The organism is Enterococcus sp. 22-H-5-01 (genome assembly GCF_050310005.1).
Classification (GTDB): Bacteria; Bacillota; Bacilli; order Lactobacillales; family Enterococcaceae; genus Enterococcus_A; species Enterococcus_A hailinensis.
In genome coordinates this window covers 823,032-848,681 of the sequence record NZ_CP189993.1, presented here as the reverse complement: position 1 = coordinate 848,681, position 25,650 = coordinate 823,032, and the positions used below count along the sequence as shown (strand labels likewise).

At 36.8% G+C, this 25,650-nt stretch carries 32 protein-coding genes and 1 pseudogene; 32 read left to right on the top strand and 1 reads right to left on the bottom strand.

The window, feature by feature from the left end; genetic code table 11:
• The first annotated feature begins 231 nt into the window (after positions 1-231).
• The 29 genes and pseudogenes from ACQKTA_RS04230 to ACQKTA_RS04090 all read left to right on the top strand — a co-directional run bounded on the left by ACQKTA_RS04230 (position 232) and on the right by ACQKTA_RS04090 (position 21,716).
• Positions 232-648 carry a transcriptional regulator gene (locus ACQKTA_RS04230; RefSeq protein ID WP_427814301.1) on the top strand — a complete coding sequence of 139 codons (417 nt, stop codon included), beginning with the start codon at positions 232-234 and terminating at the stop codon, positions 646-648.
• 692 nt (positions 649-1,340) lie between these two features.
• A complete protein-coding gene (locus ACQKTA_RS04225) occupies positions 1,341-1,682 on the top strand; it encodes an HNH endonuclease signature motif containing protein (protein WP_427814300.1) in 342 nt (113 codons plus the stop codon).
• Between the two features lie 147 nt (positions 1,683-1,829).
• A complete protein-coding gene (locus ACQKTA_RS04220) occupies positions 1,830-3,071 on the top strand; it encodes a hypothetical protein (protein WP_427814299.1) in 1,242 nt (413 codons plus the stop codon).
• Positions 3,064-4,428, top strand: coding sequence for a toxin glutamine deamidase domain-containing protein (locus ACQKTA_RS04215; RefSeq protein WP_427814298.1), 1,365 nt, complete (start codon positions 3,064-3,066; stop codon positions 4,426-4,428). The genes ACQKTA_RS04220 and ACQKTA_RS04215 overlap by 8 nt, the downstream gene beginning before the upstream one ends.
• 5 nt (positions 4,429-4,433) lie before the next feature.
• Positions 4,434-4,688 carry a hypothetical protein gene (locus tag ACQKTA_RS04210; protein ID WP_427814297.1) on the top strand — a complete coding sequence of 85 codons (255 nt, stop codon included), beginning with the start codon at positions 4,434-4,436 and terminating at the stop codon, positions 4,686-4,688.
• A 104-nt stretch (positions 4,689-4,792) separates the two neighbouring features.
• Positions 4,793-6,202, top strand: coding sequence for a DEAD/DEAH box helicase family protein (locus tag ACQKTA_RS04205; RefSeq protein WP_427814296.1), 1,410 nt, complete (start codon positions 4,793-4,795; stop codon positions 6,200-6,202).
• Positions 6,203-6,281: 79 nt separating this feature from the next.
• Positions 6,282-6,749: a capsid assembly scaffolding protein Gp46 family protein gene (locus tag ACQKTA_RS04200; RefSeq protein WP_427814295.1), complete on the top strand. Its 468-nt coding sequence runs from the start codon at positions 6,282-6,284 to the stop codon at positions 6,747-6,749.
• Positions 6,750-6,755: 6 nt separating this feature from the next.
• Positions 6,756-7,664, top strand: coding sequence for a phage major capsid protein (locus tag ACQKTA_RS04195; protein ID WP_427814294.1), 909 nt, complete (start codon positions 6,756-6,758; stop codon positions 7,662-7,664).
• Positions 7,665-7,666: 2 nt separating this feature from the next.
• Positions 7,667-7,951 carry a hypothetical protein gene (locus ACQKTA_RS04190; RefSeq protein ID WP_427814293.1) on the top strand — a complete coding sequence of 95 codons (285 nt, stop codon included), beginning with the start codon at positions 7,667-7,669 and terminating at the stop codon, positions 7,949-7,951.
• A gap of 4 nt (positions 7,952-7,955) precedes the next feature.
• Positions 7,956-8,351, top strand: coding sequence for a phage Gp19/Gp15/Gp42 family protein (locus ACQKTA_RS04185; protein ID WP_427814292.1), 396 nt, complete (start codon positions 7,956-7,958; stop codon positions 8,349-8,351).
• The gene (locus ACQKTA_RS04180; protein WP_427814291.1) at positions 8,338-8,676 is read left to right on the top strand and encodes a hypothetical protein; all 339 of its coding nucleotides are present in this window, start codon (positions 8,338-8,340) and stop codon (positions 8,674-8,676) included. Before ACQKTA_RS04185 ends, ACQKTA_RS04180 begins: the two co-directional genes overlap by 14 nt.
• Positions 8,669-8,905 (top strand): hypothetical protein, encoded by a 237-nt coding sequence (locus ACQKTA_RS04175; protein WP_427814290.1) that lies wholly within the window; start codon positions 8,669-8,671, stop codon positions 8,903-8,905. Before ACQKTA_RS04180 ends, ACQKTA_RS04175 begins: the two co-directional genes overlap by 8 nt.
• A complete protein-coding gene (locus ACQKTA_RS04170) occupies positions 8,906-9,241 on the top strand; it encodes a hypothetical protein (RefSeq protein WP_427814289.1) in 336 nt (111 codons plus the stop codon).
• Between the two features lie 11 nt (positions 9,242-9,252).
• Positions 9,253-9,834: a phage tail protein gene (locus tag ACQKTA_RS04165; protein WP_427814288.1), complete on the top strand. Its 582-nt coding sequence runs from the start codon at positions 9,253-9,255 to the stop codon at positions 9,832-9,834.
• Positions 9,834-10,109, top strand: coding sequence for a hypothetical protein (locus tag ACQKTA_RS04160; protein WP_427814287.1), 276 nt, complete (start codon positions 9,834-9,836; stop codon positions 10,107-10,109). The genes ACQKTA_RS04165 and ACQKTA_RS04160 overlap by 1 nt, the downstream gene beginning before the upstream one ends.
• A 14-nt stretch (positions 10,110-10,123) precedes the next feature.
• Positions 10,124-10,495, top strand: coding sequence for a DUF5361 domain-containing protein (locus ACQKTA_RS04155; protein WP_427814286.1), 372 nt, complete (start codon positions 10,124-10,126; stop codon positions 10,493-10,495).
• Positions 10,495-11,004, top strand: a pseudogene (locus ACQKTA_RS04150) (hypothetical protein); the annotation flags it as partial. The gene ACQKTA_RS04155 and the pseudogene ACQKTA_RS04150, both read left to right, overlap by 1 nt.
• A gap of 317 nt (positions 11,005-11,321) precedes the next feature.
• On the top strand, positions 11,322-11,834 hold the full coding sequence (locus ACQKTA_RS04145) for an NUMOD4 motif-containing HNH endonuclease (protein ID WP_427814285.1): 513 nt from the start codon (positions 11,322-11,324) through the stop codon (positions 11,832-11,834).
• Positions 11,835-11,940: 106 nt separating this feature from the next.
• Complete coding sequence (locus ACQKTA_RS04140) at positions 11,941-14,040, top strand: phage tail protein (protein ID WP_427814284.1); 2,100 nt, start codon at positions 11,941-11,943, stop codon at positions 14,038-14,040.
• Positions 14,037-14,801 (top strand): phage tail protein, encoded by a 765-nt coding sequence (locus ACQKTA_RS04135; protein WP_427814283.1) that lies wholly within the window; start codon positions 14,037-14,039, stop codon positions 14,799-14,801. The genes ACQKTA_RS04140 and ACQKTA_RS04135 overlap by 4 nt, the downstream gene beginning before the upstream one ends.
• Positions 14,798-17,011: a phage tail spike protein gene (locus tag ACQKTA_RS04130; RefSeq protein WP_427814282.1), complete on the top strand. Its 2,214-nt coding sequence runs from the start codon at positions 14,798-14,800 to the stop codon at positions 17,009-17,011. The genes ACQKTA_RS04135 and ACQKTA_RS04130 overlap by 4 nt, the downstream gene beginning before the upstream one ends.
• The gene (locus tag ACQKTA_RS04125; protein WP_427814281.1) at positions 17,001-18,233 is read left to right on the top strand and encodes a phage baseplate protein; all 1,233 of its coding nucleotides are present in this window, start codon (positions 17,001-17,003) and stop codon (positions 18,231-18,233) included. Before ACQKTA_RS04130 ends, ACQKTA_RS04125 begins: the two co-directional genes overlap by 11 nt.
• Positions 18,234-18,252: 19 nt before the next feature.
• Positions 18,253-18,549 (top strand): hypothetical protein, encoded by a 297-nt coding sequence (locus tag ACQKTA_RS04120; RefSeq protein ID WP_427814280.1) that lies wholly within the window; start codon positions 18,253-18,255, stop codon positions 18,547-18,549.
• Positions 18,550-18,556: 7 nt separating this feature from the next.
• A complete protein-coding gene (locus tag ACQKTA_RS04115; protein WP_427814279.1) occupies positions 18,557-18,667 on the top strand; it encodes a CD1375 family protein in 111 nt (36 codons plus the stop codon).
• 50 nt (positions 18,668-18,717) lie between these two features.
• Positions 18,718-19,101, top strand: coding sequence for a hypothetical protein (locus ACQKTA_RS04110; RefSeq protein ID WP_427814278.1), 384 nt, complete (start codon positions 18,718-18,720; stop codon positions 19,099-19,101).
• Between the two features lie 5 nt (positions 19,102-19,106).
• A complete protein-coding gene (locus ACQKTA_RS04105) occupies positions 19,107-19,316 on the top strand; it encodes a phage holin (RefSeq protein WP_427814277.1) in 210 nt (69 codons plus the stop codon).
• A 1-nt stretch (position 19,317) separates the two neighbouring features.
• On the top strand, positions 19,318-20,451 hold the full coding sequence (locus ACQKTA_RS04100; protein ID WP_427814276.1) for an SH3 domain-containing protein: 1,134 nt from the start codon (positions 19,318-19,320) through the stop codon (positions 20,449-20,451).
• Between the two features lie 327 nt (positions 20,452-20,778).
• On the top strand, positions 20,779-21,330 hold the full coding sequence (locus tag ACQKTA_RS04095) for a hypothetical protein (protein WP_427814275.1): 552 nt from the start codon (positions 20,779-20,781) through the stop codon (positions 21,328-21,330).
• A complete protein-coding gene (locus ACQKTA_RS04090) occupies positions 21,327-21,716 on the top strand; it encodes a hypothetical protein (protein WP_427814274.1) in 390 nt (129 codons plus the stop codon). Before ACQKTA_RS04095 ends, ACQKTA_RS04090 begins: the two co-directional genes overlap by 4 nt.
• Before the next feature lie 84 nt (positions 21,717-21,800).
• Here the strand turns inward: ACQKTA_RS04090 and ACQKTA_RS04085 are convergent, their stop codons facing one another.
• On the bottom strand, positions 21,801-21,986 hold the full coding sequence (locus ACQKTA_RS04085; RefSeq protein ID WP_427814273.1) for a hypothetical protein: 186 nt from the start codon (positions 21,984-21,986) through the stop codon (positions 21,801-21,803).
• Between the two features lie 916 nt (positions 21,987-22,902).
• Here ACQKTA_RS04085 and brnQ point away from each other — a divergent pair.
• The 3 genes from brnQ to ACQKTA_RS04070 all read left to right on the top strand — a co-directional run bounded on the left by brnQ (position 22,903) and on the right by ACQKTA_RS04070 (position 25,648).
• The gene (brnQ, locus tag ACQKTA_RS04080) at positions 22,903-24,255 is read left to right on the top strand and encodes a branched-chain amino acid transport system II carrier protein (protein WP_427814272.1); all 1,353 of its coding nucleotides are present in this window, start codon (positions 22,903-22,905) and stop codon (positions 24,253-24,255) included.
• A 96-nt stretch (positions 24,256-24,351) separates the two neighbouring features.
• Positions 24,352-24,777 carry a GNAT family N-acetyltransferase gene (locus ACQKTA_RS04075; protein WP_427814271.1) on the top strand — a complete coding sequence of 142 codons (426 nt, stop codon included), beginning with the start codon at positions 24,352-24,354 and terminating at the stop codon, positions 24,775-24,777.
• Between the two features lie 88 nt (positions 24,778-24,865).
• Positions 24,866-25,648 carry a hypothetical protein gene (locus ACQKTA_RS04070; RefSeq protein ID WP_427814270.1) on the top strand — a complete coding sequence of 261 codons (783 nt, stop codon included), beginning with the start codon at positions 24,866-24,868 and terminating at the stop codon, positions 25,646-25,648.
• Positions 25,649-25,650 lie beyond the last annotated feature (2 nt).

Here is a 25,650-nt window from a genome sequence, read left to right as displayed (position 1 = left end):
ATGAGCTAGGTATTGGAAGTGTCCCCTAAAATTGGCATGAATTAAGAAAGTCCTAGCTCAACTACATTTTAACACAAAAAAGACTGCCGAAGAGTAGGACGACAGCCAGTGAGCTAGATTTTCGATGCCTACCAAAAAAGTCGTTGTAAAAAGAAGGAACCTAGCTCACTATTATTTTACACCTTGTATTTATTAATTAAAAACAAAAACCTATTATCGGAGGGTGAAGGATTGGCTGAATTAACAAAGACGAAGTTAGCAGATCTAGAAGAAGATTTTCGAGCATACAAAAAAATACCGAGTAAAATAGCAGAAGCGTTGATTGCTAAAGAATGGAAGCCAGAAGATGCTAATGCGTGGATAAAAGGAAGCCAAACGCATACAGAACGAGCATTAACCGATTTAATTAAACGAGAAGATAATAAAAGTTATCTTTACTATTCAAAACTGTATGCTGATATTAGTCGTGCCTACGATTCACTTAGCGAAGAACTGAAATATATTGTCGATATTTATATGTGGGGGGAATTGAATTATCTCGAATGGCGTGATGTAGCTGAACGAATTCATTGCTCTAAAACATCAGTATATAAAAAAAGGTACAAAATATTAGAAAGTTTAGCTATTCAACAAGGCAAAGTGTTCTAAAATGTGTGGTAGACCACCCTTAAAACGCTATAAAATGATAGAGTAGATAATTTATCAAGCAGGCAATTCAAACTTACTGTCATTGAAAGTTCTCCTTTCTAATTAGTTAACATACACCGTCTAGCTTGATAGATTATTTCGTTTTGACTACACTGCCACTCTGCGGAAACAGAGAAGGCAAACATCTGCACAATGAATCAAACGAGTTTCTAGGTGCAGTTAGAAACTTAATTGACGGCACGAATAATGATTTCTACTCAACAGGACGTGTCGTCTTTATGTCACTGTGGCGGATAGATCCGCACAACTTGGGCGTGAGCAATCATGAGATATAGAGTGTAATTCAACGGAGCAGAGAGTTCCCAGTCCGTATTACCGAGTGGAGCAGTACCACTCCAGTGACTTAGGTGTTTCACCACCGTTAAGCGTGAACGAATGATGCAGCAACCGAGCATTCCTATCTGCCAGACAGGGGTAAACAGTGGGTTCCATAATGGAGTAAGGTTGCTTTAATTTTAATAGAACTTCGCACACCTCTTTACAATGTGTCCCAAGCGGAGACGTTATACATAATCGAGATCACTCACACGAGTGGTCTTTTTATTTTGTCCGTCCCCTGTGTACTTCATGAATCTACGTTGAATGGCTATATCAACTAATGATAATCCACCTTAATAGAAAGGATCTTACCTATGGCATTGAGAGCAGACAGACAAGGTGCACATCGAGTAGCTTTTGAGAAGAATCGCAAGAGGCTGTTAAAGACTGAGAACGTATGTGGTATCTGTGGTAAACCGATTGATAAAAGATTGAAAGCACCAGATCCTTTAAGTGCAGTAGTAGATCACATCATACCAGTTTCTAAAGGTGGTCATCCATCTGCCATTGAGAACCTGCAGTTAGCACACTGGACATGCAACAGACAGAAGTCTGACAAGTTATTCAACAATAAACAAGACAATAAAAAAGATACAAAAGTATTAGGTAATAGAAACCTTCCTCAAAGCTTAAATTGGACTTTGTATAAGGCCTAAATAATTTTGGTGTAATTTTATTTGACTTTATTTTTAAATCAACCGAGTGAAAGTTTAAGGGGGCATACCTCCCCCTCCCGGCTGAGCGCCGTCGTTCACGCAGTCACTGTACATATTTTCTCGCGCGACATTGAAAGGAGAGATGAAATGTCATTACAAGGTATGAATTATCTGAAGAAAAAGCTTAATACAAGGCGCAGTCGTGTTGAAATGCGGTATAACCAATACGCAATGAAACATAAGGATTTTGATGTAAGCTTAACAATTCCAAATCAAATGAAGATGAATTATAAATCTATTTTAGGCTGGTGTGCTAAAGGAGTTGATAGTCTTGCAGATCGGTTGGTATTTCGAGAATTTGCAAACGACAATTTTGAAGTAAAAGAAATATTTGATGCTAATAATCCGGATGTTTTTTTCGATAGTGCAGTATTGTCGGCACTTATTGCATCATGTTCATTTGTTTATATCTCAAAAGGTGAAGATGATATGCCGCGATTACAGGTTATCGAAGCAAGTAACGCCACAGGAATCATTGATCCGATAACAGGCATACTTACAGAAGGGTATGCAGTGTTAGAGCGAGATGACAGAGGGCAACCGTTAGTGGAAGCCTATTTTGCTCCTGAACAAACATTTTATTATTATGCTGATAAGTCAAAGAAAAATTTTTCAATTGCGAATCCTACTGGCTATCCGTTGTTGGTTCCAATCATCCATAGACCGGATGCAGTCAGACCGTTTGGACGTTCAAGAATTACTCGTTCAGGTATGTATTTTCAAAGATATGCAAAGCGTACACTAGAACGTGCAGATGTTACAGCAGAGTTTTATTCATTTCCGCAAAAATATGTTACAGGATTAAGCCAAGATGCAGATCCCATGGAAACATGGAAAGCTACTGTATCCTCAATGTTGCAGTTTACAAAAGATGACGAGGGTGACAAACCAGTTTTAGGGCAATTCACTACACCAAGCATGTCGCCTTTTACAGAACAACTCAAAACTGCAGCTGCAGGTTTTGCTGGAGAAACGGGACTGACGCTCGATGATTTAGGTTTTGTTTCTGAAAATCCTTCATCCGTAGAAGCTATCAAGGCAAGCCATGAAAATTTACGATTAGCTGGTCGAAAAGCACAACGATCGTTAGGATCGGGCTTCCTCAATGTCGCGTTTATTGCAGCTTGTTTAAGAGATAGCTATCCTTACAATCGATACCAATTTAATGAGACGATCCCTAAGTGGGAACCATTATTCGAAGCAGATGCAAGTATGTTGAGTTTAATTGGTGATGGCGCTATTAAATTAAATCAAGCGATTGAAGGATTTGTTGACGAAGACACCATTCGAGATCTTACTGGAGTAAAAGGAGCTGGTAATAATGGATGATGTCGTTCCAAAACTGTTAGAAGATATCCAATCTCAATTCAATAATCAAATGCTTAAAAATAAAAAAATCAAACAATCAGTACATGCTTTAAAAAGCGGGGAAGCGACATATAAAGAGGTTAATGAGTTTGCGATAGAGGTCGGTTCAATAGCTGCAAATGCTCTAGGGGAAAATATCACGACTGAAATTTTACCAAACGGCAAAATGTATTTTAATATCGCTGATCGTATAGTCACACCAACACTGAATAAAAATTATGAACTAATTTCTGGATATGCAGTTGATGTCCAGTCGCTATTGAATAAACAAGCAGGTATTAATTTGAAAGTACAAAGCCCTATATTTGATGAAGATAGAGTAGATGGGATTGTTAACCGATTATCCAGTGATCAAGATTATGAAAATACAAACTGGCTACTTAATGAGCCGATTATAAATTTTAGCCAAAGCATTGTTGATAATGCTATAAAAGAAAATGCAGGATTTCATAAACAAGCAGGATTAAATCCTAAATTAATAAGAAAAGTATCTGGCCATGCCTGTAAATGGTGTCAAAATCTCGCTGGAGCATATGACTATGAGAGTGCTCCTGATGATATTTACAGAAGACATGAGCGTTGCAGATGTATTGTTGAGTATGTACCAAAGGATGGGAAAAGGCAAAATGTATGGTCGAAGACATGGAAAGATCCCAAAAAGGATGATAGAATTAAGTTAGCAAATGAAAAAGATCTAAACCAATCGACGAAAGCCGGAAATAGAGATATAGCAAATATTCTAAATGCAAAAAAGGGCGAACCAATGACTGTTGAAAAAGCTGATAGAACAAATGCTAATCCAAACTTTTATAAGGGACGAGAATACCAAGTCAATTGTCAGCGGTGCGTACCAACTTATGAGCTACGGAGAAGAGGGCTAGATGTTGAAGCTTTATCAGCTGCGGATGAAAGTATTTGGTCTGAACCAAATTCAACAGTAGTACGCTTTGGAAAAAAAGGAATTAGAGGAATAAATGCATTTGTAGATCCAACGACAAAAGAGCCGATTAGTTCGACACTTGTTGAGGGTAGAACAATGAAACAAAATTTTTCGAGATTGGAAAAAATTGTAAAAGAGGATGAGCGTTATTCACTGTCCATGGCATGGAAACGAGGCGGGGCTCATATAGTCAACATGGAAAGAATCGATGGGGTACTTTCAATTGTAGATGCACAAAGTGGATCAATTGCACCGATTGATGAATATTTTGCTATTCGAAAAGCACAACCTAAAAGTCTCAATTATTGTAGAATAGATAACACTGAAATTAATTTGAATATCTTAGAAAAAATTGTTATGGCCAAAAGGGAAGGTTGATACTAATGAAGGATTTAGACTCTATCATTAATGCGGTAGATATTCCAGGTTTCATTAAGAACAGTATAGAAAAATGGACTATTGAAAAAAATACTCCTAGTTTTATGTATCTTTTACCCGATTATGGTTATATAGAGCCAACAATTGGACAGCCATTTTTCTTGGTCGTGGATAAAATAACCTCGACGGGGATTCTTATTTTTAGAGAAACACCAGAGTGGGAACAGTTTAAATTAGATATGATATATGATTCAGAATGAAAAGCGCTTATTAACTAAAAAAAGTTGATAGGTGCTATTTTTATACCCAAAATTATCCCAGCGATAGGGTTATCATGCATGAAGGTGATTGAAAGGAGCAAGCTATGACTACTAAAGTAAGATTTGGTAATCAGCATCCTACTCAATCGGTAATTCTGCCGTATGACACAACGAAATATCTTGAAGCGATCGAACTATACAAGAAAACAAAGCGAAATTGTTACGAGTGGCAGCTTAATATCTTGAAAGATATTATGGCAATCGACAAAAGCGGATTGTGGGTACATCAAAAGTTTGGTTATTCCATCCCACGCCGAAATGGTAAAACAGAAATTGTTTACATGCTGGAATTATGGGCATTAAAACAAGGGTTAAGTACACTACACACGGCGCACCGGATTAGCACTTCTCATTCGTCTTATGAAAAGCTCAAAAAGTATCTTGAAGATAGCGGATATGTTGAAGGAGAAGATTTCAACTCAATCAAAGCAAAAGGTCAAGAACGATTAGAGCTATACGAAACGGGAGGGGTCATTCAATTTCGAACGAGGACATCTAGTGGCGGACTTGGTGAAGGATTTGATTTTTTAGTCATCGATGAAGCTCAGGAGTACACGACTGAACAGGAATCAGCTTTGAAATATACAGTAACTGACAGTGATAATCCTATGACGATTATGTGTGGAACGCCACCTACGCCGGTATCAAGTGGAACGGTGTTTACTCACTATCGAGAGACAACTTTAGCAGGCTCGACAAAATATGCCGGTTGGGCAGAGTGGTCGGTAGAGGAAATTCAAGATATCCATGATATTGATGCTTGGTATAACTCGAACCCCTCAATGGGCTATCACTTGAATGAGCGGAAAATCGAAGCTGAATTAGGTGAGGATAAACTCGATCATAACGTTCAACGTCTTGGCTATTGGCCTAAGTATAATCAGAAGTCTGCTATTTCTGAAAGAGAATGGTCAGTTCTTAAAGTTAATAATTTACCTGTTTTGAAAGGTCCGTTATTTGTTGGAATTAAGTATGGGAATGATGGAACAAACGTTGCCATGAGTGTTGCTGTCCGAACTTTATCAGGGAAAATATTCGTTGAAACAATTGATTGCCAGTCTGTTAGAAACGGAAATAATTGGATTGTTGCCTTTTTGAGACAGGCAGAAGTGCAATCGGTTGTCATTGATGGAGCTGGCGGTCAGTCGATACTTTCGAGCGAAATGAAAGACTTTAAGTTAAAAGACCCAATTCTGCCAACGGTCAAAGAGATTATTAATGCCAATTCGCTTTGGGAGCAATCCATTTATCAAAAATCAATTTGTCATAACGATCAACCTTCATTAACAACCGTCGTTACAAATTGTGAGAAACGAAACATTGGAACAAATGGAGGCTTTGGGTATAAATCGCAATTCGATGATATGGATATTAGTCTTATGGACAGTGCACTTTTAGCTCATTGGGCTTGCAGTAGTGTGAAGCCTAAAAAGAAACAACAAATCAGGTATTAAACGACTTTCGTTGAAGGTCGTTTTTTTAATACACAAAATTACCGAGACAGCCGGGTAAGCTGGGAAAGGATTTTTTATTATGTCAGAATTTAAAGCAATCGAAACACAAGAGGAACTGGACCGAGTTATCCAGGATAGATTAATTCGTGAAAAAAGTAAATATTCAGATTACGATGAAATCAAGAAACGTAACAACGAGTTAGAAAATGAAGTGGGTTCTTATAAATCAACTGTAGAAGAGTTAAACGAAAAATCTAAATTGTTTGATCAAGAAAAATCTGAATTGAGTGCAAAAATTTCAGACTATGAGACAGCAAATTTACGAACAAAGATTGCTTTACAAAACGGATTACCGTTTGATCTTGCAGAAAGACTTGTAGGTACCGATGAAAAAAGTTTGAAGGCCGATGCTGAGCGACTTGCTGGTTATGTAGTAAAACCCGCTCAACCAGTACCGCCCTTGAAAAATACTGAGTCGCCTTTAGGTGATGAAAAAAGTAGTGCGTATAAAAATTTATTAAGTGGTCTTAAAAACGAAGGAGAGTAAATTATTATGACATTAGAAAGAGGAACATTATTTGATCCAAAATTAGTAACAGATTTAATTAGCAAAGTGACGGGGAAAAGTTCATTAGCACGTTTATCGTCTCAAACACCTATTCCGTTCAATGGTGAAAAAGTTTTCACTTTTACGATGGATTCAGAAATTGATGTCGTTGCAGAAAGTGGTAAAAAAACGCATGGTGGTATGTCATTGGCACCACAAACAATGATGCCGATCAAAATTGAATACGGCGCTCGCATTTCTGATGAGTTTATGTATGCATCCGAAGAAGAACAAATTAAAATTTTAGAGGCCTTCAATGATGGGTTTGCTAAAAAAGTTTCTCGTGGTATTGATTTAATGGCTTTTCATGGTGTTAATCCTCGAACTGGAGAAGCTTCAACTGTAATCGGAGCTAATCATTTTGATGCGAAAGTAACTCAAAAAGTCGAAATGCCAGTCGGTTTGGCAGAACCAAATGAAGCGATTGAATCAGCAATAGAAGTTGTCAATGGCTCAGAAGGAGACATTTCTGGCATGGCAATGAATCCAGCATTCCGTTCAGCATTGGCTAAACAAAAGGACAAACAAGGAAATCCAATGTTTCCTGATTTGGCTTGGGGTAACGCACCATCTACTATTAATGGACTGGCAGTTGATGTCAATCGAACAATTTCAGATATGAACTCATTAAATGATCGGGCAATTATTGGTGATTTTTCTGAGGCATTTAAATGGGGATATGCAAAAGAAATTCCAATGGAAATCATTCAATATGGTGATCCAGACAATTCAGGAATGGATTTAAAAGGTTATAACCAAATTTATGTACGTGCAGAGGCATTTTTGGGTTGGGGAATTATGGCTCCTGAAAAATTTGCACGTATTACAGAAGTCGCTGCAGAAGGTGGCAAATAAAGATGCGATATAAAAATATTAAAACAGGAGCTGTCTTAGACAGTTCCTTTGTTGTTTCTGGTGAACATTGGGAAGCTGTTAGCAATCAAAAGAAAAAAAATTTAGATTCAATCGATGTTAATGACTCGGTAAAAAAAGAAAAAAAGAAGTCCGATATTGAAGAAACAAACGAATCAACTAGCGGAGTGTCCAAGAAAGAAATTATGCAAGAATTGGATGCTATGGGTATCGATTATGATGCCAAAGCTAAAAAGGATGATCTTTATAAATTAATGATTGGGGAGTGATCCCATGACTGTTTTTGCAACTATTGAAGATGTCGAATTGTTATGGCGTACGCTAAAAAGTGATGAAAAAGTACGAACGGCCGAATTGATTCAAGTAATTTCAGACTCATTGAGAGAAGAGGCGTTCAAAGTCGGAAAAGATCTAGATGTAATGATCGAACAACGACCATCGTTTCAGAATGTCGTTAAGTCTGTGACGGTTGATGTTGTTGCTCGTACGCTTATGACTTCAACAGATCAGGAACCGATGACGCAATTTGCAGAGGGTGCAATGGGCTATAGCGTATCGGGATCTTATCTGATACCTGGTGGGGGTCTATTCATCAAAAATAGCGAACTTAACCGTTTAGGATTACGTCGTCAAAGATTTGGAGTGATTACCTTATATGGGGAAGATTAAAGGCATTACAGTTCAACTAGTCAATCCAATCACAGAAGGCATAGATCCATTTGGAAATCCTATCTACAAAGATAAAGTAGTAACGGTAGAAAACGTCTTAATTGCCCCAACTTCATCAGATGATATTGTTAATCAGTTAAGTCTGACGGGGAAAAAGGCTGTTTATACGTTGGGAATTCCTAAAGGAGACACGCATGATTGGGAAGATAAAAAGGTGAAGTTCTTTGGCCAAGAATGGCGCACATTTGGTCTCTCGTTAGAGGGGATTGAATCGCTCATTCCACTTGATTGGAATAAGAAGGTGATGGTGGAACGTTATGGCTAAGAATAAATTTAAGATGAATTATGCTGGTGTTGGTCAATTACTGAAATCAGCAGAAATGCAAAATATTTTAGAAGAAAAAGCTACAAGTATCCGTAATCGAGCGGGCGAAGGGTATAAACAAGATATCTATGTCGGTAAAAATCGTGCAAATGCTATGATTTATGCGGATTCTTATCAAGCCAAAAGAGACAATTTAAAAAATAATACATTGCTAAAGGCGGTGCGATAAATGATTGAGATTGTAATTAAAGACTTTCTTGATGGCCATTTATCTGTACCGTCTTTTTTGGAGCGTCCAAGCAAGCCACCAAAACAATATATTTTGTTAGAAAAGGCAGGAAGTGGCAAAAGGAATTATTTGCCTACGTCAACCTTCATTTTTCAAAGCTACGCACCATCTATGTATGAAGCAGCAAAGTTGAATGAAGAATTAAAAGAAGTGGTTGAAAGCATGATTATTCTTGATGATATAAGCGGAATCAAGTTAAACAGCGATTACAACTTTACGGATACCACAACAAAAGAATATCGTTACCAAGCGGTATTTGATATTAATCATTATTAGGAGGGAAACGAATGTCAAACGCACAAAACGTTTCAACAGCAAAACCTAAAGTCGGGGGTGCTATTTATTCAGCACCATTAGGAACTAAACTACCAACCGACGCAGTAATGGCCTTAGATGCTAAATTTAAAAGCTTAGGATATATTTCAGAGGATGGGCTAACAAATACGAATTCACCAGAATCGGATAATTTTAAAGCATGGGGTGGAGAGACCGTCGGGACGACACAAACAGCAAAAGAAGACACTTTTGCATATACTTTAATTGAACCATTGAATCCAGATGTTTTGAAAGAGGTCTATGGACCGGAAAACGTTTCAGGTTCCATCGATACGATGATTACAATCTTGGCAAATGCAAAAGAATTAGAAGAACATGCACTTGTTGTAGATATGGTATTAAAGGGTGGAATCTTGAAACGGATTACGATTCCTTGTGGGAAAGTTACCGAAGTTGGTGATATCACATATACAGATGGTGATCCAATCGGATACGAAACGACTTTAACCGCAATTCCAGATGATAAAGAAAATACGCACTATGAATATATTCAAAAACCCAATACAAATTCCAATGAAAGTGGTGGCAAGTAATGGCTAAAAACAATGTGATAAAAGGTGTAACAAAATCAGGATTTTCTTATCAGCTATCTAAAGATCGCTTAAATAATTATGAGTTGCTAGAAGCTATTGGAGAAGTGGAAGAATCTCCGTTAGCATTGTCTAAAGCATTGAATTTAATGTTAGGTAAAAAACAAGCCCAACAATTAAAAGATCATGTCCGAAATGCAGAAGATATTGTTCCAATGGACAAAATGGAAGCAGAAATGACAGAAATGTTTACAAGTATTTCACAAGTAAAAAACTAGTGGTCCTTGCCAGAATGCTTAAAATTGACGAAGATGCTTTGATTTGCGACCTTGCTGAAACCTATCAAATTTATGACTACAAACAGTTCCCGGCACTAACGGTGGCTGTTTTTTCTTGTGGTTTAAGGGAAGAATCACGGATTATGCTTCGTTTAAGTGAGCAAACAATCCCGTTAAAAACTCTTTTGTTGGCAGATATCTCTGATAAATTAGCCTTGCTATTTTGGGCTAAAACAGATGATGGGCAAAAAGGAAAAAATCGCCCGACTTCGGTCGTAGCGTCTATGTATGGGCAAAATACTGTAGAAAAAAGCGAGATTGTTTTTGATTCTGGTGAGGAATTTGAACAAATGAGACAACGTTTAATTGATGGAGGTGAGTTGTAATGGCAACAGATTTAGGACAAGCATATGTACAAATTGTTCCTTCTGCAAAAGGTATTAGTGGTGCCATTCGTGGAAAGCTAGACCCAGAAGCGAGTGCGGCAGGACAAAGTGCTGGTAGTAATCTTGCAGGAAGACTTGTCTCTGTAGTTAAAGGAGTCGTTGCAACTGCTGCCATTGGTAAAGCGTTCGCAGCTACTATTTCTGAGGGCGCTCAATTAGAGCAGTCACTCGGTGGTGTGGAGACATTATTCAAAGGTAGTGCAGACAAAGTTAAAAAGTATGCAGATGAAGCCTATAAAACATCGGGACTGTCTGCTAATGATTACATGGAAAATGTCACAGGTTTTAGTGCAAGTTTGCTTCAATCTGTTGGTGGTGATACAGAAAAAGCCGCAGATACAGCTAATATGGCCATGATCGATATGTCTGATAATGCCAATAAGATGGGTACCAACATGGGCGATATCCAAAATGCCTATCAAGGATTTGCTAAACAAAACTATACGATAGAACTAATGTCCGCTGCATAGGTGACTATGTAGATGAAAGTGTGTGAACCTTACTAAGGGTGTGAAGTTAGAATATAGCAGTAAATGGCTATTGAGATAACTTTGCTAACAGGGGAAGTCTAAAACGATTATAGCTTTCGTCATGATTATCCTGTGCTAAGCTTTATTCTTTATCCAAATCAAATAGGCTGATAAATGATAATTTGGTATAATAAAGATATAAAGAAAGTCAAACGACTATGAGTTTGTTACTCAGTACTGTATCTATTAGTACGATATGGGAAGCGCACACCAACTTAAAAGGAGAATGAAAAGCTATGGAGATGTGGAAGGATATAGAAGATTTACCAGGTTATTCTGTAAGCAATAAAGGAAGAGTCATGAAAAATGATACAGGTCAAATTATGGTGTTGGGCAAGAACAACGGATACGTTAGAATTGTTGTTGCTAAACATGTCCATAGACTTGTAGCCAAAGCTTTTCTTGACGACCCTGAAAATAAAAAACACCTTTGGGTAGATCATATAGACGGAAATCGTTCTAACAATGATGTTTCTAATTTGAGATGGGTTACTCCATCAGAAAATAGACTGGCTTTTGGCCATGAACAAAGAACCATAAATAAACAGAGAAAAGTTAGAGCGACACATCTCGATGGCGAAGAAATCATTTTCGAATCAAGACAAGCCTGCGCTAAGTATTTTGGAACTTCTGATAGTGAAGTTGTTTATAACAAGCGATATCAGCGACACTCATCTAAAAAAAGGACGAATCCAAATGCACATGATAAAAAAGGCTGGATTTTTGAAAAAGTTGAAGATATAGTCTAATCCCTTAAGGTTTACGATAAATCGTAAGCCTTTTTAAATACCGCGAAAGTGGGGGTATAAATGGTTAGATAACCTTAAACTAGGTTATGGTGGTACTAAAGAAGAAATGCAGCGTTTACTCACAGATGCGGAAAAAATATCTGGTGTTAAATATGACATTAATAACCTAGATGATGTGTACAAAGCCATTCATGTTGTACAGGGTGAATTGGGTATTACTGGAACCACAGCAAAAGAAGCGGCAGAAACTCTAAGTGGCTCGTTTGCTTCGATGAAGGCATCCTTCCAAAATGTTCTAGGAAAATTAGCATTAGGACAAAATATACAACCACAACTTAATGAGTTGGCCAAAACAACGTCAACCTTTCTTTTTGGAAACTTCTTGCCAATGGTTGGGAATATTTTAAAGGCCTTGCCCGGAGCGTTCGTTACTTTCTTTAAAGCGGCAGTTCCTTATGTAAAAGAAGGTGTAGGAAATCTATTCCGTTCTGCTTTAGAACCAATAAAAGGTATAGGTGAGAAGCTATCTTCATCTTTTGATGGTTTTGGGAATATCGGTAAAACATTAGGAAATATCTTTTCGGGATTAACAACACAAATTAGTTCACCAACAAAAGGCTTAGATGTTTTCCAACTTGCGTTGGGTGCACTGATGGGGCCAGCAGGATTAGCCATAAAAATTATTGGACAACTTGCTAAAGTGTTTCAAAATGAAGGGATTAAAGGTGGTTTAAATACGTTGTCCACCTCATTTGAAACTTTAGCAAATGAAATAGCAATTAAAGGCCCACAGATTGGTGAATCTTTCGGTAATGCATTGCAAGGAATTTTAGGAGCAGTTGCAACGGCGTTACCTGGAATAATTGCAGGAGGATTACAAATAATTGCTGGACTCATTACAGGAATTGTTCAAGGATTACCGCAGTTAACTATTGCAGTCGCACAATTGATTGGAGCGTTTACTGGTTCTCTTTTGATGCTGATGCCGACGATTACTCTGTCAGCAACAACACTTATTACAGCATTCATCGGAGGTCTATCGTATGCCTTACCACAAATCATTGCAGCTGGTGCAGGATTAATCAATTCATTGTTGCAAGGAATTACGCAACAATTACCAAGCATTATTGAAAATGGAGCAAATTTGATCGTTACTTGGTTAAATGCGTTAAACACATATTTGCCTTCGATATTACAAGCAGGCATGAATTTATTGATTACCTTTCTTCAAGGAATTGCCTCTAATATTGGGCAAGTTGCTCAACAGGCGTTGAATATTATCATTAATTTTTCTCAAGTGATTATCTCAAACATGCCGACAATTCTTAATACCGCAGTGGATTTGATGGTAAGCTTTGCTAATGGTTTGGCATCAAGAATGAACGATATTATAGGCGCTGCAGCCAATTTAATTGCTAGTTTTATTAATGGAATTGCTGATCATCTTGGTGAAATTATCAATGCTGCGGTGAATCTAATTGTTAAGTTCTTAGAAGGAATCGCACGTAAGATTCCTGACATTGTGAATGCGGCAATGGATTTAGTCGATGCAATAGTCAGAGGTGTATTACAGGCACAAGGTCGATTAATGGATGCAGCAATAGATTTGATTAATGGATTTGCCAATAATATTCGGGATAGAAAAGATGAAATAAAGAGTGCTGCTCATAATCTATTAGATGCCATGTTACGTGTCTTTTTACCAGATAGTTTAGTTGATGCTGGTGAAGCCATTATTAATGGTTTTTTGGATGGTCTTCAAAAGGCTTTTGAAGGTGTTAAAAAATTTGTTGGCGGAATTGCAGACTGGATCAAAGAACACAAAGGGCCTATATCATATGATAAGAAATTATTGATTCCTGCAGGGAAAGCGATCATGGGCGGTTTAAATGCTAGCCTACAAGATAGCTTTAGCAATGTGAAAAATACGATTTATGATTTAAATGACATGATTCAAGATACCGTAGGAACGGATGTAGGTATTAATTTAGCTGCAGATGCAGTAGTTACCAATAATAGCGTGAACCAGCAAAAACGTGCGCAAGTTAGCCAGCTATCTGGAAAACCAACAGTATCTGATCAACCTATTTTTAATTTTAGCTTTAATATAGAACATGTGGATTTATCAAATAATCGTGGAATTGAGGATACTTCTTTACAATTAGCAAAATTAGTAGAGAAACAAATGAGGGGGCGTTTAGCATGATTAACTTTAATAAAATGCCTTACTTTCAGTTTAGGGGAAGGCGTTCAAATGAATTTAACATGGTCATTCGCCATGATATGGAATTTGTCCTTCCAGAAACCACTTTGGATTTTACAGAAGTGGATGGCAGAAGCTCAGACATAATCTTTGATAGAGGAAGATTGAAAGATATTGAAAAGACCTTCCCTGTCAGAATTTACAAAGAATCAGATACAACAATAGCCGCTCAGCTTAGAAATATAGCTGGGTGGCTTTATTTATCCCATGAATATTTACCATTACTCTTTAGTGGCTATGGTGAGTATTATTACAAAGCTTTGGGTTATAAAACAATCACTATAAAAGATGAAAGTAAAAACTGGGTCGATGTGGACTTTACCTTCAAATGCCAGCCTTATGTTTTTCGTTTGGATGGTGAAGATGAGCGAGATGTTTCAAGTGGTCAATCTATTACTAATCCTGAATTGTTTACTAGTCTGCCGATTGTTACCCTCAATAAAACTTCAAGTGCTACAGACAGTAATATTTACATTAATGGCCAACAGTTTCGTATAGCGAAAGAAGCAGGGATAGGAATCATTACAATGGATTGTGAGAACGGAATTGCTTACAAAGAAGGCGGGGTAAACGTCTCAAAACAATGTTTCTTAAATACTGAAGGCTATCATCCACTTATTTTACAACCTGGGAAAAATGAAATTTCTTATACGAATATCAATCAATTTAAAATCAAACCTAGATGGAGGAATTTAGCCATATGAGCACCATTATCTTACATGATAAAACAAATAATAACTGGTCTTCACTAGGGATTGGGCCATTAAAAGATGCGATAAACCCACTTGCTACCAGAGAAAAAAACGGCATCTATGATCTTAGTTTTCAATACCCTGTTACTGGTCCACTTTTCAAAGAACTCAAAGTTGGTCGTTGGTTTGTTGCAGATGCAGGCCCGACGATTCAAGCGCAAAGTCAACGTTTTGAAATAGCGCAAATTACAAAGCCCATTAATGGAATCGTTACAGTTTACGGGGAACATTATCGATATAAATTACTGAGAACCATTGTAAAGATAGGCTCAACTTTTAGTAATATCCCTGCCCAAACAGCACTTAATCAATTAAAAGATCGAATGGAACCAAAGGGAGAGTTTACTTTCTTTAGCAACGTTTTAACTAAGAGCTCTATTGATTTTACCGATCCAGCAAAATTCAAAAATGCTCAAGAAGTATTAGGCGGTGTTCAGGGATCCATACTAGACAATTTTGGTGGGGAATATCGATTCAATAATAATGAAGTCCAATTACTCAATAGGGCAGGAATAGACACTAATATTATCATTGCCTACGGTAAAAATCTTACAGACATTCAACAAGAAGAATCGATTGAGAATACCTATACCTCCATTTATGGTTGGGCAAAAATAGGCAACGGGGACGATGAAAAGATTCTAACACTGCCTGAAACGTTTATAGATAGTGAGTATGTAGGAAACTATACAGAGCGCCGTATACAGATGGTCGATTTCAGTGATAAAGAGCCAAAAGACGTTTCCACATTAAGAAATCTAATGAAGAATTATATCAAAACGAACAATGTAGGGATTCCTAAAGTATCCATCAAAACGAGTTTTGTTGACCTTGCAAGTGCGGTCATGGATAAACAATTAAAGAATTTAGAGCAGCTAGACTTATGCGATTGGGTAAATGTCGCGTTTAATCAATTGGATATCAATACTTCTGCACAAGTAATTAAGACAGTTTGGAATGTGGCTCTTGACCAATACGAATCGATCGAATTAGGAGAAGCACGAACAGACTTTTCAAAAGTTCTAGAAGATTCAAAAACAGATACTACGGCTATTAATAGTCATTTGTCTGAACTAGAAAAAGCGAAGAATGAAGCTTCTAATATCCTAAAAAATCCAGGAGTAGGACATGTCGTTATTTACCCTTCACTTGCAGACCCTCAAGAGATTCTGATTATGGATACAACAGATATCAATACTGCTAAAAAGGTATGGCGTTGGAACGCTGGAGGATTAGGCTTTAGCTCTACTGGCTATAACGGCAGTTACGGATTAGCTATGACTAATAACGGCGCCATAGTAGCAGATAGAATAACCACAGGTACTTTAAAAGCCATTGATATTATTGGTGTGGCTATTTCTGGTAGTACGTTTGAAACCACCGGCAATAACGGGAAAATATTTATGTCTGGCGGCAGCATGAAATTTCAAGATTATACTGGAAAAGAATTTGGCTTATTTTGTCCAGCAAATGCTGGGAGCTCTGGATTAACAATGATGATGTCTTCGACAGGCGACATAATGCTAGTTGCCGGAAATGGAAAAGTTAAAAACACCACATTTTCAATGACAGGAGGTTACGCTTCTGATGCTCATGTAACAAGCTTAACTGGGGAAAATACACCATTGTGGTTTCATTATGCAGGTGACCAATCAATAAGTGCTGGTGTCGAGATAGATAAAAATGGTGTTTTCCTTCGGGGAGTGGTAACGGCATATGAGGGGTTAGATATTTTAAAAAAGCTGACAGTGTATGGCGATACCTCAACTAATTTTTATTCCCCATTAAATATGCATGGTTATGCTATTCAAAATCAATCGGATATTCGATTAAAAGAAAACATAGAAGATTCAACTGTCAACGGTATTGAAGAAACGAAGAAATTAAACTTCGTTGAATTTGATCGGAAACAAAATTATCAAAGTAAAGACCCAAAGAAACAACCCTCTGCACAAAGAGAGCTAGGCTTAATTGCACAATATTCGCCTTTTTTAAGCGTAAAAAGTGAAGAAGACAATTACTTGAGAATCGATATGAATAAGCAAATCATGCTTAACAGCATGACGAATAAGCAATTGATTGCTCTTGTCGAAGAACAAGAACAACGTTTAATTAAAATCGAACAATTTCTAAGTGAAAAGGAGGGATTCGATGGCAAATAAAATTTTGAACTTAGATCTTTCAAAAGATCCCATTATGCCTGCGATTATTTACGGACGTATTGCAGATGATCGAATGCAAACAGTCACTGTTAATATCACGCGCAGAGACGAAGTGGCAGATCTTACGGGCTGTAAGATTACTTTTGAAGGAACAACACATAGCGGTCAAACAAAAGTGTTTGATACTAATAATGTTTCTTCCACATCACCAGGATTAAAGAAAGGGACCTTTGACTATACCTTTCCAAACATGGCGTTTGCAGTAGCTGGAAAGTATGATCGAGCTTATTTTTCTATTACAAAAGATGGAAAACGTGATACGACTGCTGATTTTGATATATTGGTGACAGGAAATGCCGATATCGATGCGCCAGAAGCAAAGACTATTATTACCGAATACAATAAATTAGTTGATGATCTTCAAAAGTTGCAGAAGCAAAATATTAGTGACCTACAAAAGCAACAAAATGCTTACATTCAATCAAGTGATGATGAATTTAAAGCCATTCAAGCAAGAATAACTGACTTAGAAACGCAGATTGATAATTATGAAAAAGCGGTTGGTAAAATGACATCTGATGCTGTAAGCGCAGTTGATGAAGCGTTGAATGAATTTAAAGCGGGCGCTTTCTATACACAGATAGAGTCCGATAATCTATTTGCTAAAAAAACTGATTTGACTAAGGAAAAAGTTAATCTTGGTAACGTTGATAACTACGCAACGGCAACACTGGAAGAAGCGGAATCTGGACTAGCAAAAGACAAGTTCATGACACCTTTTCTTGTGTTTAAAGCTATCGCCAAATGGGTACAAGGAAAATTTGTAACACCAGAGGATTTATTGAATAAAACATATCCGATCGGTTCTATTTATCCAAGTATTTCCAGTGTAAATCCAGAGCTACTTTTCGGCGGTACATGGGAACGGTTCGCCAAAGGACAAGTGTTGGTAGGTGTTGATGAATCGGATGGCGATTTTGCTGCAGGGAAAGCTGGCGGTACCAAAGCACACAAGCTAACAATTAATGAGTTACCAAAACATACTGTCCCTTTGGGTTTAAACAGAGGACCAAATCCATCAGCGTCAGGTTCAGGGACCGGTGGTTATCTTTGGGGTGATGTGGCGTCAGGCGGTAAAAATAGTGGTTCAGTTGGTGGCGATCAACCGCATAATAACTTGCAACCGTACATTGCAGTGTACATGTGGAAACGTACAGCGTAGAAAGAGGAGGAAAAACTAGATGAAAATTTATCAACCGTTAGAAGTGAAGAATACAGAAACAGGATTGTGGTACAACGAGTGGGAGATTTCAGAGGGAATGCCTGTTCCAGAAGGTATGGTGCTAGTTGCTCCACCTGAAAATCTATTATTCCCACGTTGGGATAATGTGCAAGGCATGTGGATTGAAGACAAAGACAGTATCATCGAAAAGATGAAGCAAGATAATGACGAGTTAAAAAATCAATTACTCGAAACACAAACGGCTATTGCAGATGTATATGAAATGATTTCTAAAGGAGATGAAATTAATGGTTAAAGTTTATGTGAATCTTATTATTAATAATCGTCGTCAATTGTCTGATGTACCGAGTTTAATCCACGATCAAGTAAAAGAGTTATTGCTTGATATGGAGTTGCCAGAATTAACAGAGTAGCACGCCTTCGGGTGTGCTTTTTATTTTAAGAAAGTTGGTGAAATTTATAGATGGAGTTAGAAGCTCAGGTCAAGCAGCATGAAGATAAACTCAAACAACATGACAAAGAATTAAGCCGTCTAAATGATGCAACATTAGAAATGCAACGAACGATGAATGAAGGGCTTGCCCGTGTAGATGAGTCAAACAAATTCCTTCGAGAGCAAAACGGACGACAGTCTGAACAAAATCAGGAAATACTCAGTGCAATTCTTGAACGAAATACTCGTAGCGAAGAACTCGAATATGAAAAAAGGAAATATGAAGAAGGGCTTGCCCATGAAACAGATATGTTAAACAAAACTAATCTGTGGAAATTGATTCTAGGAATCGGAGGCTCGTCAGCAGTAATTTTTGCATTCATTATGGAATTACTTAAATTTTTTAGGGGGTAGGAAAAATGCAAAATACAACGTTTGATAAATTAAAATGGATTGCAATTATTGTCATTCCAGCTTTAGCAACCTTTGTTGGTGTGGTAGGTAAAGCTACAAATTGGCAGTATACAGATTTAACTGTCATTGTAATCACTGCCATAGGTACTTTTTTAGGAACCATATTAGGTGTGACCAATCGTAGTTATACTCAAATGAACAATAAGGAGGACTAACATGAAGAGGAAAATTGTTTTATTGAGCCTATTGATGGCTCTTTTTTTATTGCCCATTCAAGTACATGGGTACACAGTGAACAATGAATTTAATTTAGGGCCAAATGAAGGCAGCACACAACTTGCTCAAAATCGCTATATTATCGTTCACGATACTGCGAATCCATCTGCAACAGGTCGTAATGAAGCAACTTATATGAAACGAAATTGGCAAAATGCTTATACCACTCATATTGTCGGAGACGGTATCGTTTATCAAGTTGGACAGCCAGGCTATGTTTCGTGGGGAGCATTGAATGCAAACCCCTATGCACCAGCACAGATAGAATTACAAGCTACACCAGATAGAAGCATGTTTGCAAAAAATTATCCCGTGTATATTGAATTAATTCGTGATATGTGTGACCGTTTTGGAATTCCGAAAACATTGGACAATATTTATGGTACAAACGGCGCTAAATCTCATCTATGGGTAACAAATAATTACGGTGGCGATCATACAGACCCTTATGGATATCTAGCCTCAATGGGGGTATCTCAAGCTAAATTTGCACGAGATATTCAAGAGGGACTCAAAAGCAATAATGGAGCAACAGCTATACCTACGCCTACACCAGCACCCACTCCTGTACCGAAGCCAACAGACACCTACGAAAATGTAAATGGGTCCTATACATTTGCCTATGAAACTAGAATACGCAATGGTGTGGGTCTTAATGGACAAGATTCTGGTTTGACTTACGAAGCCAGTCAATCTGTGAGTTATGATCGTATTTATCACAATGTAGATGGTTATGACTGGCTAAGTTATATCTCATACAGTGGTCAGCGGCGTTATATCGCTATGACAGGGCAGGGAAGTGGACAAAATACACCAAGTCCGGCACCAGCGGTGAAAAATAGAGTTGCACAAGATGGCACCTATCAAGCTAAAGGAACAATGAACGTACGCTCGGCACCATCAACTACTGCAAGTGTGGTCGCGACTTATTATGGTGGACAGACGTTTACTTATGATTCATATGTGGATTCAGAAGGAACACGCTGGGTATCTTATGTAAGTTACAGCGGTGAACGGCGCTATGTCGCACGACGCACGTTAGATTGGTCTGTTGTATACGGAAATGCTTACTGAAAAATTTGCTTGGTAGATGATTTGTGATACTATTTAAGTAGGGTTAGATGGCTACTTACCCTCACTTTCGGCTGGCTAAGTTCTTGACTTCTTAGCCAGTTTTTTTATCTTTAACTTGAAATACATTGATCAGAGTATTAGAATAATTCTATCAATGTTTGTTGTAATCCATAATGTTTTATCCTTCAGTCAGGTATGTCATCTACCTGGCTGTTTTATTAGAGTAATTTTAAAAGTTATATAAATGAATTTAATCAAACTTGATTAAATATAAAACTTTGATACAATTCAATTAATTGTAAAAGAATGAAGGGTGTCCTATAATTAATGCAAGATAATAAGGAAAACTATGTAAAAACTATCAAGAATGCTATTGTAACTCTTTCGTCAATAGTTTTTCTTTTGAATATTATCTTGAGCATTGACTTTCTATCGATATTGTTAAATTCTTTTACTTATATATCATCTCAAGGGTTAACATTTTTTTCGCTAGATCCTAAAACAGAAAAATCAAAGAAACGTCGAAGTATAATGGTTAATTCAGCAATATGGTTAATTGCAGTTATTGTTGCCTGTTTATTGGTAGTGAACAAAATTGAGTTACAAGGTTCAATAAATAGAATAGTACTTAACATAGTGAAAACAATTTTAATTATCTTTTCTATGTTAGTTGTGTATTTTTCGTTCGTAGATGGTTCTGAGACTGTTACTAATAAAGAAAAAAGTCTTGCTAAAGCAGTACACAAAGATTTAGCCACTCAATATGAACATGATAAAAATGAAAAAATTTATTCAGAACGAAATAAGCGTTCTGATAATAATGCAAAGAAACGTTCTTTTATTGTAAATTTGAAAAGAAAGAAGGATGAGAAAAGATGATTGTAATGATAATTTTTACTCTATTTCTTTTAATTTATTGGTTAGGGCTTTCTTATTTAGCAACAGTAGCTTTTAAGAAAAAAAATATTGATTTAAGCTTTATTATGAAATTGTATATTCCACTTTATATAGGTAAAACAAGTATATCTAGTATAAAAGAACAATGGCATAATAAAGTAAATAGAAAAAAGGCTGTTATTGGTTTTCTTTTAGGTTACGAACTGGCTTTGGTAATACTAGTCGAGGTATTTTTATTTGGTTTAGAAAAAGGATTGATTCCAAAAAGAGAAAAGAAAACATTAAGAGCGCAGATAAATTTCTTTAAAAGCTCAACAATGAAAAGTAGCTTCTCAAGAAATATTGAAAGCCAATTGAATTACGCATAATTAAGTTATTATATAGAAGAGCTACATGGTAGCTGACTAGGAGCCTTTTATAATGGTTCCTTTTTTATTTTAAATTTAAAGACCCTAGCACTCGCTAAGGTCTTTTTTTCTATCCTCAATCAGTTGTTCTAACTCCGCCAGATCGTCGATTGTGGCCTGCATTTTGATGAACGAGCGAGATCTAGATCGATTACTCAAATATTTGGCGTGCTCTTTGTTTTTTTCTTGCCAACGCTTATTTGCTTCAGTCTGTGTGTTTTTCTTCTCCATTATTGGAAAACCTCCTAGAAATAAATCCGATTAATATAGCAGCCATTAAATAATGTAGCCAATACATGTGGTTAGTTATTACAGCAACTAATCCAACTAAAAGTATCATCAACAGTAACGCTTGAATAACTTTGTTTTTCATATGCTTCATGATAAAATATAGATGAAAGAGGGAAGTTAATCCCTCTAAGCTTTGTCGTTGTTTTTGTCTTTTAGTAATTCTTTCAGAGTCTTAGCGGACTGGAGAATTCCATAGACAATGGCAACGGCTTTTCCTATTTCATCTAATTTCATCATTTCACCTCCCTTAACTATATTTATATAATACTATGCATAGTATAGTTAGTCAACACTTTCCCTTAATATAAATAAAAAAAGCCCCGAATTATCAGGGCTATTATTAATTTATTCTTCTATTTTAAATTTAATGTTACATCCATCAAAATAATTTTTAACAAAAGTATTGTATCATTAAATGAAATAAAGTAACTACTATATCTAGAAATAAATCTGTCACGCTTATGAAATAATGGTATAAAGTGAATACCTTTTTGAATACCCCATAAGGTAATTGGAAGTGTTTATAAGTTATAAATAGAAAAGCAAAAAGACTGAAAGCAAGCGTAAGTTGCTTAAAATCAGCCTATAATTCTATTCTCGAAATCCGGCGAGCCGCAGTAATGTGGTGCACGGGTTCAAATCCCGTACCTTCCTTTTATCTTAACTATTGAAAAGCTGAAGATCCCTTACAAAAGTTTTGTAAGGATCTTCAGCTTTTTTAGTTACTGTTGAGGCAAAAAGATTTAAAATAAATAAACTATTATTAATACTTAAATAGAAAAAAGTTTTGTCATAGATTAGATTTTTATGTACAATTAACCAGGAAATCATAAATTTATAGTTAGTAGGGGATTATATGGAGAAAAAACTTTCATTGAAGCAGTATATTTACGTGGGTTCCATGCTCTTTGGCTTGTTCTTTGGAGCAGGAAATTTAATTTTTCCAGTTAACATGGGGCAGTTGGCAGGAGGTCATATTTTCTTAGCCAATTTAGGATTTTTGGTTACCGGAATAGGTTTGCCCTTTTTAGGTGTGGTAGCTATTGGTGTCTCGCAAAGCAAAGGAGTTTTTGATTTAGCGCTAAGAATAAATCGAACATATGCCTATATTTTTACTATTTTGATTTATCTTGTTATCGGACCATTTTTTGCTTTACCTCGTTTAGCAACTACTTCTTTTGAAGTGGGGATCGCTCCATTTTTAAAAGGTAATAATCAGACTTTATTTTTAGCTGTTTTCAGCATCTTATTTTTCTTAGTTGCTTTCTTGTTTTCACGCAAACCGACAAAAATTTTAGATTATGTAGGCAAATTTTTAAATCCGATTTTTCTAGTTTTACTAGGAGTTGTCCTCTTTCTAGGATTTATTCGTCCAATGGGTTCAGTTAGTGGAGCAGCAGTCCAACCAGCTTATCAAGCAAATGCATTCATCAAGGGATTTACAGAAGGATATAATACTTTAGACGCGTTGGCTTCTTTAGCCTTTGGGATCATTATTGTTACAACAATCCGATCGATGGGAGTAGAAAAACCAAATCAAATCGCAAAAGATACCATCAAATCAGGTGCTATCAGTATCGTATTGATGGGGGTCATTTATACGTTATTAGCTTATCTTGGTGTAATGAGTTTAGGTCAATTTTCTATCAGCGAAAATGGCGGCGTTGCTTTGGCCCAAATTTCTAATTATTATCTAGGGACGGTCGGAAGTGTCTTGTTGGCACTGATTGTGATCTCAGCGTGTTTAAAAACGGCAATTGGTTTGATTACTGCTTTTTCGGAAACTTTTGTCGAATTATTTCCGAGTCGCAGCTATCAATTCTTTATTATTATAGCAAGTGTTTTACCATGCCTGTTTGCAAATGTCGGGTTAACTAAAATCATTGAAATCTCATTACCCGTTTTAATGTTTGTTTATCCTTTGGCGATGACTCTGATTTTATTAGCCATTTTGAGTCCATTGTTCAAACATCGCAAAATAGTTTATCAAACAACGACGGCCTTCACATTGATTGCGGCTATTTTTGATGGTTTAGCTGCGTGTCCGCAAGGAATTTTAGATATTCCATTCGTCAACACATTGTTAACCTTTGTCGGTAATTACTTACCATTTTTCTCGATTGGAATGGGCTGGATTTTACCAGCATTTATCGGTTTCTTGATCGGTTTGGTTTACACTCAAGTGTCAAAAAAACAAAGTGCTGTATAATTTTTATCATAAGAAGAGTCTCATTTATAATGGGGCTCTTTTTGTTATACTCGAAAGTAAGAGCAAAATCATTTATCAAAGTAGGTGGAGGTATTTATGGAAATTATTGAAAATAATACAAGTGAGATGCAAGTACGAATCAAAGAGAAAATTGTTGATTTTGGAAATAATCGCTTGCCTTCGACGATCGATACGTTACCCGAAAGTACTTTTGGGTGCTATTTGCTTGATGAAGAAGATATTTTATTGGGAGGAATCACTGCCCATTGTTTTTGGAATATCATGCATATCGACTTCTTTTGGGTTGATGAACGATTAAGGGGACAGGGACAAGGAAAAAAATTATTAGAAGCAATGGAAACAATCGCTAAAAGAGAAAAGTGCAAAGTGATTCATTTAGAGACTTTTTCTTTTGAAGCACCTAAATTTTATGAAAAAAATGGCTTTGAAACTTTTGGCAAGATTAAAGATGTACCGGTAGCTCATTGCGACTATTTTTTCTTCAAAAAATTATTGGATTGATCCAAGTTGCTAGGACAACTATCGCGTAAAAAATAATCGGCTTTGCTATAATATAGCAACAAGCAATTAAACAAGAGAGGTGAAAGTCATGATCGATTTAACAGTGAAAATCACTCGAAATAAGACGATGATTTCATTTGAAGAGGAAGGATCAGTGATTCTTTATCAGCAATTGGATAATATAAAGCCAGCAAACGAGAATGCTCTTTTGGTCTATTATAATGGGCGGAAGCCAGTGGCAGTCTCCTTTGACCATGCAATTGATAAAAAGAGCTTGAATACAGCGGACAGTCTAGCAGAAATCCAACTCGGATGGGAAGCAGAGCCAAAAGATCTTGCCCAAGTAATGCTCGATACGTGGACCGAAAAAGGACTGGAAGTTGCAGCCTTATTTGAACCACAAAAAGTTACCGGTAACCAATACGCTGTTGCCAAAAAATATCAGACAGATTTGTTTACGATACTAAAGACCTTTGGTTATGAGAATGAAAAGATAAAAACAAAGCCGGCAAAGGCACAGCATCGTTGGTCAAAAGCATTAAGTGAAATTCCTTTTTATATTGATTACAAAGGAGCAAAAGTAGAAGTTGTTTGGCAAAAACGCAATGAAATGCGGATTAAGTCAGGAGCGGTTCTAGCACAAGAAATCCCTTTGAATAAAGAGGGCTCAGTGGGTTTTAGTGCTCGGTTGACGGAAAAATTACGTTCCGATCACGGTGATAAAATCAAGAATTATGTAACGGTGGAAGATATCATTTTAAAAAGTGTGAATGAAGTGGGAATCTTTCTTTATTTTGCTGGAACGAATGGTTGGCTAGTTTTAAAAGATAAAGAGGGAAAAACGATCGATGCTTATTCAGTCGTAAACTAAAA

Bases quoted from the DNA above. Each gene is read 5' to 3' on its own strand.
- ACQKTA_RS04145 (WP_427814285.1), top strand. From the start codon at position 11,322: ATGGAGATGTGGAAGGATATAGAAGATTTACCAGGTTATTCTGTAAGC.
- ACQKTA_RS04215 (WP_427814298.1), top strand. From the start codon at position 3,064: ATGGATGATGTCGTTCCAAAACTGTTAGAAGATATCCAATCTCAATTC.
- brnQ (WP_427814272.1), top strand. From the start codon at position 22,903: ATGGAGAAAAAACTTTCATTGAAGCAGTATATTTACGTGGGTTCCATG.
- ACQKTA_RS04175 (WP_427814290.1), top strand. From the start codon at position 8,669: ATGGCTAAGAATAAATTTAAGATGAATTATGCTGGTGTTGGTCAATTA.
- ACQKTA_RS04225 (WP_427814300.1), top strand. From the start codon at position 1,341: ATGGCATTGAGAGCAGACAGACAAGGTGCACATCGAGTAGCTTTTGAG.
- ACQKTA_RS04135 (WP_427814283.1), top strand. From the start codon at position 14,037: ATGATTAACTTTAATAAAATGCCTTACTTTCAGTTTAGGGGAAGGCGT.
- ACQKTA_RS04125 (WP_427814281.1), top strand. From the start codon at position 17,001: ATGGCAAATAAAATTTTGAACTTAGATCTTTCAAAAGATCCCATTATG.
- ACQKTA_RS04220 (WP_427814299.1), top strand. From the start codon at position 1,830: ATGTCATTACAAGGTATGAATTATCTGAAGAAAAAGCTTAATACAAGG.
- ACQKTA_RS04095 (WP_427814275.1), top strand. From the start codon at position 20,779: ATGCAAGATAATAAGGAAAACTATGTAAAAACTATCAAGAATGCTATT.
- ACQKTA_RS04165 (WP_427814288.1), top strand. From the start codon at position 9,253: ATGTCAAACGCACAAAACGTTTCAACAGCAAAACCTAAAGTCGGGGGT.
- ACQKTA_RS04210 (WP_427814297.1), top strand. From the start codon at position 4,434: ATGAAGGATTTAGACTCTATCATTAATGCGGTAGATATTCCAGGTTTC.
- ACQKTA_RS04170 (WP_427814289.1), top strand. From the start codon at position 8,906: ATGATTGAGATTGTAATTAAAGACTTTCTTGATGGCCATTTATCTGTA.
- ACQKTA_RS04155 (WP_427814286.1), top strand. From the start codon at position 10,124: ATGCTTAAAATTGACGAAGATGCTTTGATTTGCGACCTTGCTGAAACC.
- ACQKTA_RS04160 (WP_427814287.1), top strand. From the start codon at position 9,834: ATGGCTAAAAACAATGTGATAAAAGGTGTAACAAAATCAGGATTTTCT.
- ACQKTA_RS04205 (WP_427814296.1), top strand. From the start codon at position 4,793: ATGACTACTAAAGTAAGATTTGGTAATCAGCATCCTACTCAATCGGTA.
- ACQKTA_RS04130 (WP_427814282.1), top strand. From the start codon at position 14,798: ATGAGCACCATTATCTTACATGATAAAACAAATAATAACTGGTCTTCA.
- ACQKTA_RS04070 (WP_427814270.1), top strand. From the start codon at position 24,866: ATGATCGATTTAACAGTGAAAATCACTCGAAATAAGACGATGATTTCA.
- ACQKTA_RS04120 (WP_427814280.1), top strand. From the start codon at position 18,253: ATGAAAATTTATCAACCGTTAGAAGTGAAGAATACAGAAACAGGATTG.
- ACQKTA_RS04190 (WP_427814293.1), top strand. From the start codon at position 7,667: ATGCGATATAAAAATATTAAAACAGGAGCTGTCTTAGACAGTTCCTTT.
- ACQKTA_RS04185 (WP_427814292.1), top strand. From the start codon at position 7,956: ATGACTGTTTTTGCAACTATTGAAGATGTCGAATTGTTATGGCGTACG.
- ACQKTA_RS04140 (WP_427814284.1), top strand. From the start codon at position 11,941: ATGCAGCGTTTACTCACAGATGCGGAAAAAATATCTGGTGTTAAATAT.
- ACQKTA_RS04090 (WP_427814274.1), top strand. From the start codon at position 21,327: ATGATTGTAATGATAATTTTTACTCTATTTCTTTTAATTTATTGGTTA.
- ACQKTA_RS04105 (WP_427814277.1), top strand. From the start codon at position 19,107: ATGCAAAATACAACGTTTGATAAATTAAAATGGATTGCAATTATTGTC.
- ACQKTA_RS04200 (WP_427814295.1), top strand. From the start codon at position 6,282: ATGTCAGAATTTAAAGCAATCGAAACACAAGAGGAACTGGACCGAGTT.
- ACQKTA_RS04100 (WP_427814276.1), top strand. From the start codon at position 19,318: ATGAAGAGGAAAATTGTTTTATTGAGCCTATTGATGGCTCTTTTTTTA.
- ACQKTA_RS04075 (WP_427814271.1), top strand. From the start codon at position 24,352: ATGGAAATTATTGAAAATAATACAAGTGAGATGCAAGTACGAATCAAA.
- ACQKTA_RS04085 (WP_427814273.1), bottom strand. From the start codon at position 21,986: ATGGAGAAGAAAAACACACAGACTGAAGCAAATAAGCGTTGGCAAGAA.
- ACQKTA_RS04110 (WP_427814278.1), top strand. From the start codon at position 18,718: ATGGAGTTAGAAGCTCAGGTCAAGCAGCATGAAGATAAACTCAAACAA.
- ACQKTA_RS04180 (WP_427814291.1), top strand. From the start codon at position 8,338: ATGGGGAAGATTAAAGGCATTACAGTTCAACTAGTCAATCCAATCACA.
- ACQKTA_RS04195 (WP_427814294.1), top strand. From the start codon at position 6,756: ATGACATTAGAAAGAGGAACATTATTTGATCCAAAATTAGTAACAGAT.